At 45.6% G+C, this 13,657-nt stretch carries 9 protein-coding genes; 5 read left to right on the top strand and 4 right to left on the bottom strand.

Annotated elements, in window-relative coordinates; genetic code table 11:
* Positions 1-79 precede the first annotated feature (79 nt).
* The 3 genes from dhaR (at position 80) to EOJ37_RS04240 (ending at position 5,451) form a co-directional block, all read left to right on the top strand.
* A complete protein-coding gene (dhaR, locus tag EOJ37_RS04230) occupies positions 80-2,005 on the top strand; it encodes a dihydroxyacetone kinase operon transcriptional regulator DhaR (protein WP_127958146.1) in 1,926 nt (641 codons plus the stop codon).
* 417 nt (positions 2,006-2,422) lie between these two features.
* Positions 2,423-4,009, top strand: a complete 1,587-nt coding sequence (locus EOJ37_RS04235; RefSeq protein ID WP_240651664.1) for a BCCT family transporter — start codon at positions 2,423-2,425, stop codon at positions 4,007-4,009.
* Positions 4,010-4,089: 80 nt separating this feature from the next.
* Positions 4,090-5,451, top strand: a complete 1,362-nt coding sequence (locus EOJ37_RS04240) for an FAD-dependent oxidoreductase (RefSeq protein WP_127958149.1) — start codon at positions 4,090-4,092, stop codon at positions 5,449-5,451.
* 97 nt (positions 5,452-5,548) lie between these two features.
* Here EOJ37_RS04240 and dhaL read toward each other — a convergent pair whose 3' ends face one another.
* On the bottom strand, positions 5,549-6,199 hold the full coding sequence (dhaL, locus tag EOJ37_RS04245; RefSeq protein WP_127958151.1) for a dihydroxyacetone kinase subunit DhaL: 651 nt from the start codon (positions 6,197-6,199) through the stop codon (positions 5,549-5,551).
* 387 nt (positions 6,200-6,586) lie between these two features.
* On the opposite strand from dhaL, the gene EOJ37_RS04250 reads away from it, so the two are divergent.
* Positions 6,587-7,861 (top strand): MFS transporter, encoded by a 1,275-nt coding sequence (locus EOJ37_RS04250; RefSeq protein WP_127958153.1) that lies wholly within the window; start codon positions 6,587-6,589, stop codon positions 7,859-7,861.
* A gap of 118 nt (positions 7,862-7,979) precedes the next feature.
* Here EOJ37_RS04250 and EOJ37_RS04255 read toward each other — a convergent pair whose 3' ends face one another.
* Both EOJ37_RS04255 and EOJ37_RS04260 read right to left on the bottom strand, forming a co-directional pair.
* Positions 7,980-9,302 carry an MFS transporter gene (locus tag EOJ37_RS04255; RefSeq protein ID WP_127958155.1) on the bottom strand — a complete coding sequence of 441 codons (1,323 nt, stop codon included), beginning with the start codon at positions 9,300-9,302 and terminating at the stop codon, positions 7,980-7,982.
* A gap of 410 nt (positions 9,303-9,712) precedes the next feature.
* Positions 9,713-10,210 (bottom strand): hypothetical protein, encoded by a 498-nt coding sequence (locus EOJ37_RS04260; protein ID WP_127958157.1) that lies wholly within the window; start codon positions 10,208-10,210, stop codon positions 9,713-9,715.
* Positions 10,211-11,382: 1,172 nt separating this feature from the next.
* Between EOJ37_RS04260 and lrhA the strand changes: the two genes are divergently transcribed.
* On the top strand, positions 11,383-12,324 hold the full coding sequence (lrhA, locus tag EOJ37_RS04265; protein WP_127958159.1) for a transcriptional regulator LrhA: 942 nt from the start codon (positions 11,383-11,385) through the stop codon (positions 12,322-12,324).
* Positions 12,325-12,438: 114 nt separating this feature from the next.
* Here lrhA and EOJ37_RS04270 read toward each other — a convergent pair whose 3' ends face one another.
* Positions 12,439-13,335, bottom strand: coding sequence for a LysO family transporter (locus EOJ37_RS04270; RefSeq protein WP_127958239.1), 897 nt, complete (start codon positions 13,333-13,335; stop codon positions 12,439-12,441).
* Between the last annotated feature and the right edge of the window lie 322 nt (positions 13,336-13,657).

Consider the following 13,657-nt stretch of genomic DNA (forward strand, 5'->3'; position numbering starts at 1 on the left):
TATCGCAATGGCACAATAACCCAGGTGCAACATGGTTATTTAATAATCTTTTATTCATGAGTAAAATTCGAGGGTAATAATGGATAAGCAAGAAGAACTTAAAAAGCGGTGGGATTTTTTTCAGAAACACCATTGGGTCTCCCCCGAGTTTTCATCGTCTGTGGTGTTTAAATCCTGGCAGCGCTGCTGCAAACACGTTAATCCCTATCAGTGGATAAAACCACATATTGTCGCTGGCTACACCTTTAATTCACTATTAACACGTCATCGCACGACACTACAGGTTGCGGCTATTGTGCTGGAGGATATTTATACTTTGTCGGCGTCAGAGCCGATGATGCTGGCACTGAGTGATGACAATGGCTGTATGTTACAGCTAGAGGGACATCCGGCCCTGCTTGAGGAACTGGCGCAGTTAGGGTTAAGAAAAGGCTGTTTCTGGAATGAAAATATGATTGGCACCAATGCCGTTAGTCTGTGTCTGGAACTGAATTCACCGGTAGAGCTGATAATGGCAGAGCATTACCACAAATATCTGCATCCTTATGCCGGAGCAGCAGCCCCTTTTTTTGACCTACATGGTAAGCTGTGTGGCGCGATTCTGTTATTAAAACGTGCTGAATTATATAGCAAAGAGAGCCTATTAATTGCTACGGCCTGTGCGCGAGAAGTGGAGTTGCGTCTGCATATGCGTAGTGAGCAGTTAACCACTAATAATGTGCTATGCCAACGCAATGCTGTATTGGAGTGCATGGATGACGGCTTATTAGCCTGGGATGAGAATAGGGTGATCACCATGATTAATCTTCAGGCCGCTAATGCATTTAATTTGCCGCTTAATGATACGATTGGCAAAAATGTGCACCAATTGATCCGCTTCTCACCCATAATATTAGCTGGCATTGAACAGCAGGTGAAACTGGTGCGTAAACAGATCACGGTAGAGGTGCTGGGGGAGTTTATCGAGGCATTGGTGACGTTACGCCCATTAAGCGATAACAGTTTTTTATTACTGATACACCCACTAGATAAAATACGTGAATTAGCACAGCGGCAGATTGGTCGCACCGCTAATATCACTTTTGAGGATCTGCCAGCGGTATCGAAAAAGATGCGCCATGTGATCACGGTGGCACGACGCGCAGTAAAATCAAGGGTACCTATTTTGTTATATGGGGAAGAGGGTGTGGGAAAACTGGGATTGGCGATGGCGATACATAATGAAAGTGAGTTTAAAGCCGGGCCATTTATTACTCTTAATTGTGGCATGTTACATCCAGAGAGCATGGATAAAGAGGTACTTGGTTATGATGAAGATAAAGGGCAAGCATCAAAATTTGAACTGGCACACGGTGGCACACTTTATCTGGAGAATATCGAGTATCTACCAACCGGTTTACAAAGTGCATTATTAAAGATGCTGAAAACTGGATTGATTATGCGCAGTGATAGTCAACGCTTGATACCAGTAAATTTTCAGTTAATTGCCAGTGCTCAGTCTGATCTCGCGCTGTATGTGTCACAAAGTCGTTTTAGTCGACAGCTCTATTATGAAATCTCTACTCATGAAATTGATATTCCACCATTGAGAAGTCGTAAGGAGGATGTGCGTTTTCTGATTGATAACCTGTTGCGTGAACATGGTAAAGTGAATAACAGTTTTATCACACTTGAACCCAAAGCCTTGGAAGCATTAGTCAATTACAGTTGGAAAGGGAATCATTCAGAGTTGAAAAATAGAATAGAGAAGATTTTATTACACAGGAAAGGTAATGTTATTTACTTTAATGAGTTACCTGACGAGATAAAAAATAATCCACACGCCAACAATGAAGAGGGAACACCGGCAGTGTTGTCATTGGATGAAGTTGAACGACAAACCATTGAACAGGCATGGGAACTGTATGGTGGTAAAATGAATGAGATGGCCAAGGCGTTGAAAATAGGTCGAACAACATTATGGCGAAAAATCAACAAATATGGCTTGCAACCGATGATCTCCTAATATGTGGTGATAGCGCTGGTTAACCAGCTATTAAAACGCTAAATAATTTGAGTCGTATGTGAACGGCAAACCTGATCGTCACCAGGTAGATAGCCAACTATATGACTGGCGACGATCAATCTTGATGCAACCTCCAGTATGCTGAAGTCATACGCCGCTTAATTTCTACTGCCATTTTTGTTTCAAAATGAATCGTGAGTTATAAATTCGGTTTCAATTTGGAACGAAAAAAAGTAACAACAAATGAAAGTGTCCATATTCTCACAGAGAAAGCTCAGAATAATAGCGAGTTTTTGCTAAGTTGTGTCAGCTATCAAACTTTGCTGACATAATTGTTGAGATATGAATTACATTTCTTTTTATTAGATTATCATCAATAAAAATAAACATGATCATCAGGAAAGATTTATTCCGCCTATGAGAAAGAAAGCGATGTCAGAGCAACAGGGCGCTGCAATTGATGGCGTGGTTTTTTGGCCAGCCACAGTGGTGACGCTGTTGATGATTATCTTGTTTGCCTATCAGCCAGAAGCCAGTGGGCGAGCACTAGAAAAAATACATGCCATCACCACAGGACAGTTAGGCTGGTTCTTTTTATTGGCGACCTTTGCTGTTGTTGTTGTCACAATTTATTTTGCGACTTCACGTTATGGCAAGGTGGTGTTAGGGCGTGATGGTGAAGCGCCGGCATTCTCAACACCGATCTGGCTTGGCATGATTTTTACTTCAGGTACCGGAGGAAGCCTACTTTATCTTGGCGCAGTAGAGTGGATCTATATTCTACAAGCCCCCCCTTTTGGTGTGGCGCCCGGCTCTGTCGAGGCGGCACGCTGGGCATCAGCATATGGCATGTTTCATTGGGGGCCTTCGGCGTGGGCATGGTATATCGTGAGTGCCGTGCCGATCGGCTATTTCTTGCATGTGCGCAAACAATCGGTATTAAAAATCAGTGAATTTACTCGGCCATTACTTGGGCGTCGAGCAGATGGCTTTCCTGGCCATGTAATTAATTTTCTGTTTATGTTTGGTTTGCTGGGCGGTGTAATGACCTCATTAGCATTAGGTACCCCACTGATCGCGAATGCCATTGTTTATGTGATGGGATGGCAAAACAGCAATCCCTTGCTGGATACCCTAGTGATTTTTCTCTGGACATTTATTCCGCTGGTGGCACTGATTTTTGGATTAAAACGAGGTGTTGCGGTATTGAGCTGTTGGAATGTCAAAGCCGACATTATTATGCTGACGGCGATTGCTGTCTGTGGCCCGTTGGCTTTTATTTTGAACCAATCTGTCGATGGATTAGGTTTGATGTTGCAAAATTTTGTTTATATGAGTTTGCACACTGACAGTTTGGCTGACGGTGGATTTCCTCAAAATTGGACAATTTTCTATTTTTCATGGTGGGTGGTTTATTCACTGCCTTTTGGTTTATTTATTGCCAAAATATCGCAAGGACGCACTATTCGCCAATTAGTGATTGCGGGTTTGGTGAGTGGCTCATTGGGTTGTATGCTGTTCTATATGGTGTTATCGAGCTTTGGTATCCATTTACAATTAAAAACAGCCTTAGACCTATTAGCGGTAATGGCAGAAAAAGGGCGTGGAGCAGTAGTTTATACCATGCTAGGGCAGTTGCCGTTTGGCACGCTATTTATTCTGGCTTTCGCGATTATCACCGCCATATCCTATATTACAGGCCACTGTACTGTTGGTTATTCATTGGCAGCCACAACCCAGAAAAATTTGACAGCAGATCAGACGCCGACACACTGGAATATTGCTTTTTGGCTGATCCTGACAGGCGGTGTTTCACTCGCTCTCTATTTTGTTAATCCACAAAGCTTAAAGCCGCTACAGACAGTCTCTATTTTAACGGCGTTGCCATTATGCTTTGTGATTTACATTGTTGTGCATAGTTTTATTAAGCAGATTAATCAAGACTTACCGCTGAGGTTGTTAGCAATGGAGGGGGAAATAGAACAGCAGGTGATATCACACTGATGTGAAACGGTGCATATCCACTGTTTTATTTTTGTTGTTATTGTTGTGGAGCCAAATTTACTGGCAGAGAGAGTAGAATCATGAAGACATTAATTGAACCGAAAAAAGAGATCCCCGTTATTGCTGAAACAGAAGTTCTGGTGGTAGGTGGCGGTCCCTCTGGATTGACAGCGGCAATCGCTGCCGCACGCACTGGTGTTAAAACGTTGCTGGTTGAACGGTATGGCTGTTTGGGGGGCGTACTGACACAAGTGGGCGTGGAGAGTTTTGCTTGGTATCGCCATCGGGGAACGGTTGATTGTGAGGGCATTGGGCGTGAATATGAGCTGCGTGCTCAGCAATTGGGCTTTACCCGACCAGAACCACAGTCGATCAGTCAAGTGATTGACTCGGAAGGGTTCAAAGTGGTGGCAGATAAAATGATAGTCGAAGCAGGTGTGACACCACTTTACCACTCATGGGTAGTGGATGTGATTAAACAGGGCGATGACTTACTTGGGGTGATCGTGGAATCCAAGTCCGGTCGTGGTGCGATCCTAGCGCAGTGTGTGGTGGATTGTACCGGTGATGCCGATGTGGCGGCAAAAGCAGGAGCACCGTATCGCCAGCGGGCAAAAGATCAACGTATGGGAGTGACGGTGATGTTCAACTGTTCTGGTGTTGATGTGAAAAAATTCCAGACTTTTGTACGTGAAGAGTTAAAACCGACTTATGCCGACTGGGGCAAAAACTGGACAATCAAAACCAGTGGCAAAGAAGACAACATGTTTAGCCCCTATATGGAAGAGATTTTCACCCGTGCTCAGCAGGAAGGTGTGATCCCAGGTGATGCTTCAGCCATCGCCGGAACCTGGTCAAGTTTTACTGATTCAGGCGAGGCAATGCAGCTCAATATGGTGTATGCCTTTGGTTATGACTGCACCAATGCTTGGGATTTGACACAGGCTGAAATTGCCGGTCGCCAGCAGGCGCTCTGGGCTATTGATGCGCTGCGACATTACGTGCCCGGTTTTGAGAAAGCCAGATTACGCAATTTTGGTATGACACTCGGTACACGCGAATCACGTCTGATTGAGGGCGAAGTCTGTGTCACGGATGAGCATGTGCTGCAACAGGGGCGCTGTGAAGATAGCATCGGCATCTTCCCTGAGTTTATTGATGGTAGCGGCTACCTGATTTTGCCTACTACGGGGCACTATTTCCAGATCCCTTACCGCTGTCTGGTACCGAAGAAGATCGACAACCTGCTGGTGGCGGGACGCTGCGTTTCGGCCAGTGTGATCGCTCACACATCAATGCGTAATATGATGTGTTGCTCAGTCACTGGCCAAGGCGCAGGAACCGCAGCGGCAGAGTCAGTCCGCCAAGGGGTAAAAGTGCGTGATGTGGATATCAAAGCGCTACAAGAGACACTACGCCAACAGGGAGCACGTATTCACTAGTTGATGCCCTCTGCCCCTGCCTGTGTGCCTTGCTCGGCAGGGGTATCAGATGATGCGGTGCGCCTGATGATGATAGACGCTGGCTATATCTCGTTGATTATGGTGTGCCGCTGACGCGCTTTCTGATGGTGTGATGCAGTGTTTTCAGCATTAACATTGACGAGGTTGCGCCTGGATCTTGATGCCCGATACTGCGTTCGCCCAGATAGCTGGCACGCCCTTTCTTGGCCTGCATCATAATGGTATTGATCACACACTGCTCGGCACTGCTCTCAATCAGGGCAAGGATCTGCATCGGCTCGATACCATCACTTAACGCTTGTTTGGCGGTTTCCAATACTGGCAGCCAGACATCACACAGAGTTTTATCGCCTAAAGCCGCTTTACCGCGTGCGACCACTCCGTCAATACCGACACTCATAGCATCAAGCAGATCTTTCAGTGTCAGTGACGTTCGCGCACCGGCAGCGGAAGCAGCACAAACAAAAAAAGTGCCATACAGCGGCCCACTGGCTCCACCGACACTGGAAAATAGCGTCATCCCGGTATTCTTAAACAGCGTACCGATATCATGCCGTTCAATGGCTGGCAGTAACGCCGCCACATGCTGAAAGCCACGGTGCATATTTACGCCGTGATCAGCATCACCAATATCGCGATCCAACTCAGTAAGAAAGTGCATCTGTTCAGCATAAGTAGTCGCGCATTGTGACAACCAGGCCAAGATATCGCTTTTATCAATCAACATATCGACTTCCTTAATCACTATTACTGGCTGTTGGTACGGGTGTCAGCTTGCCAATCACCAGGTATGCGTTAACGACAACGATGGCAAAGAGCGCTTTTATTGCACTAGAAAATATTGAACACATAGCACAGTGACAATGTTGTTGATCATGCCCCGAAATGGAACAGTGGCACGGGCTATCGGTTCCATTTCGAAACTGCGTAGTGTGATTACATTTCACTCTGTGATCGCCGGCATGATTTCAGCAAAACGAAACGAAAAAGTGAAGTGTTATGTCGTGATTATCATGCTTCCCAAGTGCATTTACCGTAATGGTAGCAGTGAGTTTTGCTGTAACGCTTATGCTAGCGATATCTGATGATGGGTAGCAAATCTGGGGGAAATTCCATGCAGACTGATTGGAAAAAGTGGATCGCACTGATCCTGTGTGGTGTCGCTGGCAGTGCAATTTATAAACTGCCTTATTTACGCGAGACCTATTATGATGCAATGCAACAGGCAACCGGAGCCAGTAATGCTCAGCTCGGTTTTTTAATGACAGCCTATGGGTTGATCAATTTTTTACTCTACTTACCAGGTGGATGGGCGGCGGATCGATTTTCAGCACGTAAATTGATGACCTTCTCACTGGTATCAACCGGAATCTCTGGCTTCTATTATGCGACTTTTCCATCCTATTTAATGATTGTTGCACTTCATGCATTGTGGGCGATCACCACAGTATTTACCTTCTGGGCAGTCTGTGTACGTATTATTCGCACCTTGGGTGAGAGTGCTGAACAAGGACGTCTGTATGGTTACTGGTTTTTAGGCAAAGGGATCACATCAATTGTGCTAGGCTTTTTATCGGTGCCGCTGTTTGCCAAATTTGGTCAAGGGATCGAAGGATTACGCGCCACGATAATTTTTTACTCGGTGGTGACGATTTTAACTGGGATAGTTGCCTGGTTTGTGTTTGAAGATGAGGCAAAATCGGGCGAAAAATCAGATTTCCGATTGGCGGATATGGCCTTCGTACTGAAAATGCCGACGATGTGGTTGGCAGGCACCGTAACGTTCTGTATGTGGTCGATTTATATCGGTTTTGGCATGGTGACACCCTATCTGACTCAGGTTTTTAATATGGGTGGAGCCGAAGTGGCGATCGCTAGCGTGATCCGTGCTTATGTGTTGTTTGCCTTGGGTGGCTTGATTGGTGGTCAGTTAGCAGACCGTTGCCAATCACGTACACGGTTTATGATTTATGCCTTTATCGGGATGATCTTGTTTACCTTGGTTTATGTTTTCTTGCCGGGTGATGCCAAATTTATCACTCTTGCTTTGGTCAACATGATCGCGCTGGGGGTGTTTATTTACTCTGCGAACGCCGTCTTTTTCTCAATCATCGATGAAGTCAATATTCCAACCAAAGTCACTGGAACTGCTGCTGGCTTTATTTCGCTGTTGACCTACTTCCCTGAGATTTACTGTTACACCCTGGTTGGTAACATGGTCGATAACAAACCCGGAGTGGCGGGTTATCACGATGTCTTCCTATTTATGCTCGGCTGTGCGGTAGTGGGTTTGCTTGCCGCGCTGATACTGCAGCGTATGAATAGGGCAGTACAGGCAGGAAAACGGGCGACAAAACCGCGCCACACTGAGGTTGGTGCCACTTCTTAGCGACGACGGGTTTGCTGATTATGCGCCCGGTTGGGTGACGTACTTGGTGCTAACAGTGAGCAAACCACAGTAGAGGGCAAAAGCGAAGTTGCTTTTGCCCTAATGCAATAATTTAATATTACAGCGATTTATCGCGGGTTTCCTGCATCAGTAGCAGAGCGGTCAGCGTCAGGCTGGCCATCACAGCCAGATAGAGGCCAACATAAAATAACCCATAGTTATGGGTTAACCATGCTGCAATGTAGGGAGCGACAGAAGCGCCGAGAATAGAAGCGACATTATAAGAAAAAGAAGCTCCGGTATAGCGCACTTCGGTGGGGAACAGCTCAGGCAACAGCGCACCCATTGGGCCAAAGGTCAGCCCCATCAAACACATACCTAACAGCAAAAATACCATCAGTAGCGTCTGGCTACCAGAACCCAACAGGCTAGGAAACAGGAATGCAAAACCGATCATCAGCAAGGTGATCGAGATCATCGTCTTACGGCGACCAACGGCATCAGCAAGTAGCCCGGCCACCGGCACCATCAGACCAAAACCGATCACCGCCAGCATAATCATCAGCAGAAACGTGTTGCGTGAATAGCCTAACCCGAGCGGCTGTGGCGTAGTGCCATGCGTCATCGAATAAACTGTCATCAGATAGAACAGCGTATAAGTGGCCAACATAATGAAAGTGCCAAGAACTGTGGCACGCATATGCTTACTGAGTAGGGTTCCAAGCGGGATCTTAACCTGTTTTCCGGCCTTGGCGACTTTGGCAAATACGGGTGTTTCATGCAAAGAAACACGTACATAAAGGCCAATCAGCACCAATACCGCAGAGAAGATGAAAGGAACACGCCAGCCCCAACTCATGAACTGCTGTTCAGTCAATAGCCAAGAGAGCAGTAAGAAGGTGCCATTAGCAAAGAAAAAGCCAATTGGAGCACCAAGTTGAGGGAATGAACCATAGAGCGCTCGCTTGCGTGCGGGAGCATTTTCCGTTGCAAGCAAAGCGGCACCGCCCCATTCGCCCCCTAATCCCAAGCCTTGGCCAAAACGAGCGAGCGCCAGTAGGATTGGTGCCATAATGCCAATTGTTTCATAACTGGGCAGGACACCAATCAGCACAGTGGAGATACCCATGGTCAACAGTGAAGCGACAAGTGTGACTTTACGCCCAGCACGATCACCAAAGTGGCCAAACAGTGCAGAACCAATCGGGCGTGCAATAAAAGCGATGGCGAAGGTGGCCAGAGATTGTAACGTGGCAGCAGCGGGATCACCCTGTGGAAAGAAGACGTGTGGAAAGACGATCACCGCCGCAGTGGCATAAATGTAAAAGTCAAAGAATTCAATGGCAGTACCAACCAGAGAAGCAACAATGACCTTTCCCCGAGAATTAACGAGAGTGGATGCGTCTTCAGCATCCGGAGTGGTTGTATGAGCAGCTTGCATAGATGTTTCTTATAGTTAAGGAAGTTAGGGACACAAAGATTAATCTTAGCTACAGCCAGGTGACATTTCAACGAACGAAGTACGCGCATTGAGTGATGAAGCTTATGAACAGATTAATGCATCACTAATATACTTACCGACAAATTAAAACACCAACAAAAAATAAAATATGGACACAAAATTTCACATCAATGCAGAATAAAAGTTTACTGTAGATTGATGTACTGAATTTCTCTATCGCTTTCTGCTCAAGACATTATGCTTGAGCCATCGCAGATTGATCCGGCAACGAGGGCACCGGTTGTGGTGAAGGGCTGAGCACCATACCCGACATCACTCACTGGCTTAACGCCAGAACGGCTTGCCGCGCTTGAGTTGCTGTTGACAATTGCAGCAACCGATGCCGCAAACTAACGAGTCATGGCCGCCACCATACGGGCACAGCCATTTTTGGCGAGCACCCAGTTTTTGCGCATGGCGTCACCATATTTATAGGCATTGATTAACACTCCACTGGCGTACTCGTACTCTGAACTGATATTGATAAGTTCAATATGGCGAGCAAGTTTCTCCTGTTGACTGATTGCTCTATGAGCACCAAGGTGACAAGCACCCAGGATTTTCTTATTGATTACATCCGACTTATTGACTGTCAGCCAATCATTGATTTCGACCGATTCAACAGCGGGTTGAAGGTTTGAGCTTGCCAGATGATGGGCTATTTTTTCCGACATCTCAGCACGCCAACAAGCTTTAGGTGCTTGTGAGTCAGAGCCTTCATAAACGACATGCCCGTATTCATTCACTGAGTAACGGCAACTGGCATCAAATTTCTCATCGTGCAGCGAGAATGTGGTGGCATGGGTGATACTTGATACCAGAAGCAGCAGATAGGCGAATTTTTTCACTGTCGTCGTCCTCATTGGTTTGATATTCAAAACATCTGTTTTTGACTGTTCTCACACTGTTTGCACTAAGCCAGCGCACAGTGCTGACCTCATCGAACTACAAACTATTGCATTTAAGAATATTTTGTGATCGGTGTGGTGATTGCTTAGAGATGCATCCTTGCTGCCACAAGGTAAGCATCAGGGGATCATTCTGTAGATATGGCTACAGAAGATAAATCACGATGCTTAACTTCAATACTTGCGCACTCAGAAATTTTTCCCACCAAGATAACATAGTGTCAACTTGGCATTAGCTCAAGTTGACACTATGTTGACCACGATGCGTGTTTTTTGTCCGAGATCGATAAGTAGGTGTGTGATGTGCTAATAGCGGGATGATCACGCTTTTTGATAAATGAATGAGATAACATTAGCTTACTTGGAGGGAAACGCTAAGAAAGTAAAATATTTAGAATATTTGTCTCATTTGATATTATTTATGGTGAAATTATCTGTTATAGTTAATTCAGGTAGTTCTTTGTTCTGATGAATAACCTCGGTTTACGTTGCCTTTTTGATAAATTTTTGTAAAAAAATGGCATATGAACGTGTTCCTGCTGTGCTTGCTGAAGAGGGCAATAGCGATTTTTTTGCCAAGATATCATTAGTAAAATTTTAGTAATCATCTTGAGGTTTAGCCAGCAATCAGCATACACTTTGGTGGCAAAAAATATTAACGGTTGAATTTTCTGGCGCTTTTAACTGCGGTTCAGTAGGGCGCGTGGTGTAAGAAAATGCATAGTCGATTCTAGGGTATTAGCTGATAGAACGTATGGCAAATGCGGTTGTCGAAGAGAGTGAGGTCAATGTCGATTGCTGCATTGTGTGAATAACATAAAGGGAGTTGTATTTATTGTTTCCTTTTGTTAATATTTTGATTTGTTGGTCATTTTTTCTTGCTGTTCATCGGGTTCTGTTGTGAAAGCTAAGAATGCAGTGTGTTTATTGATTAGCTTTTGTTATATATGTAATGCTAAAGAGGTAGAAATAACGAAATACAAGTAATTTTTTTGCCCTCCTCAAATGAGTAAGGTACTGTGTTGACCATAAGGTGCTCGTTTTTGGCTAGCGCCTTAAAGAAAACACCGGGGAAGTTTGTAAATTAGAATTTAAAAAGCGAAGAAAACATAATGACAACTGCAAATCGTCCGATTCTTAATCTCGATCTCGATCTGCTAAGAACCTTTGTTGCTGTTGCTGATTTGAATACGTTTGCTGCGGCTGCTGTTGCCGTTTGTCGAACTCAATCTGCAGTAAGTCAACAAATGCAGCGGTTAGAGCAACTAGTGAGTAAAGAGCTGTTTGCCCGTCATGGGCGCAACAAGTTACTGACTGAGCACGGTATACAACTTCTGGGTTATGCGAGGAAGATCCTTCGTTTTAACGACGAAGTTTGTAACTATTTAATGTATAACAATATTAAGGGGGTTTTAACGATAGGTGCATCGGATGACAGTGCCGATAGCATCTTACCTTTCCTCCTTAATCGCGTGACATCGCTCTATCCGCGTTTAGCGATCGATGTACGGGTTAAACGTAGCCCATTTATGCTGGAAATGTTAACAAACAAGGAAGTGGACTTGGTCATCACCACCGCTGATACTGCTGGACATCCGCATATTGTGTTGCGCACCTCGCCAACGTTGTGGTACTGCGCAGCGGATTACCATTTTCAGTCTGGTGAGCCAGTGCCATTGGTCGTACTGGATGAACCGAGTTCATTCCGTGAGATGGCGATCAGTTATCTGGAAGCTGCTGGCATTTCTTGGCGTATTGCTTATGTGGCATCAACGCTCTCTGCGGTTCGTGCCGCCTGTAAGGCGGGGCTGGGTGTTACCGTGCAACCAATCGAGATGATGAGCCCAGATTTACGGGTGCTGGGCTCAGCAGAAGGGTTACCACAGCTGCCGGATACAGAATATTCACTCTGCAAAGAGATGGATTGTGAAAACGAGTTAGCCTCGGCAATCTTCAGTGTGGTGCAGAATGGCAACCAAAGTTACCATTTTACTCACGCAGATGATTATCTGATGGAAGATGAGTCAATCCAGTTAGTGGATAGCATTGGCTAACCAGTTGGTTCTGACACTGGCAGCTTTACTTACTGACATCGCGTTATCACAACTCACCAAGCAAGGTTTAATCGCCTTGCTTGGTTTTTCTCGTGCGGACAACGCTTAAATCACTCACGAAAACAGCGCGATCAGGACTGGCGCGAGTAGACTGAGTAAAAAACCATGTACGATAGCCGGCGGCACGATCTCGGCTCCAGCACTGCGTTGCAACACCGGCAGAGTAAAATCCATTGATGTTGCGCCACACAACCCTAAAGCTACCGAGCGATAGCGAACAACCAGGCTCGGGATCAACATAATTGCTACCAGCTCCCGCGCCAAGTCATTAAAAAATGCGGCACTTCCCAGTACGGGGCCATAAGCATCGGTGATCAAAATCCCCGACAGTGAATACCAGCCAAATCCAGATGCGATTGCCAACCCTGCTTGGATTGGCAGGCCTAAAATCTGTGCAGCCACAACCCCGCCAGCCAAAGAGGCCAGCGTGACCAATACCGCGATCAGTAGCCCTTTACGGTTAAGCGTGATCTGGCTCAGCGTCATACCGCTATTACGCAATTGTGCGCCAACCAGCAACAGCAGAAAAATTAAGGCGTACTCACTGCCATGCTCAGCAAATTTCAGCCAGTGCCACTGGGTCAACCCTAACAGGAAGCCAGAAACCACCACCAGGCAGAGGCGCAATGAATCCAGTGCCATACGCCAACGTGAAGGCAGTTGTTGCTGCTTAACACTCGTTTGCCACGGATCCACGCGCTCCAGCAGAAAAAGCAACAGAAGATTGGCAAAGAAAATAGAGAGAAAAAACACCAGGGTGTAGTTAACAATCATCAACAGATGGCTATCGAGATCCTCCAGAAAAGCCAGGCTGATCCCCATAAAAAACAGAATGATATACACCATTCCGCTAAGCATCTTATTAATATATTGAATAAAAATCTCATTTTTGATGGGGATGAGATAGCCAATCAGTAGCGGCAATAAAATTATCAAGAGACCTGAATAGATCACAATGGCTGCTTCCTTAAATTTTTCAAACAAGTGCTTATCTAACGTAACATCAGCGGATTGTTGAAGCGGATAACGTGGCTATAACAACTAGCGGGTGAGCGATGCTGCACATCTACAAACAGCTTTTCTTAAACCCAGGATTACTGAAGGCACCAGACCATAAAAGGAATGGCAAAACAGAGTCAATGCCTACACAGTGAAATTAATCCCCGGTTGGTTAGCCTGATGATGCCAAGCCCCCCACGGGTTAAAGTATACTTATTGCTAGTGATGCTCTGGGTGATTTTGTCTAAAACTAAGTACACTCATCTGATGTGCA

Source organism: Serratia microhaemolytica, assembly GCF_004011885.1.
GTDB lineage: Bacteria > Pseudomonadota > Gammaproteobacteria > Enterobacterales > Enterobacteriaceae > Serratia_G > Serratia_G microhaemolytica.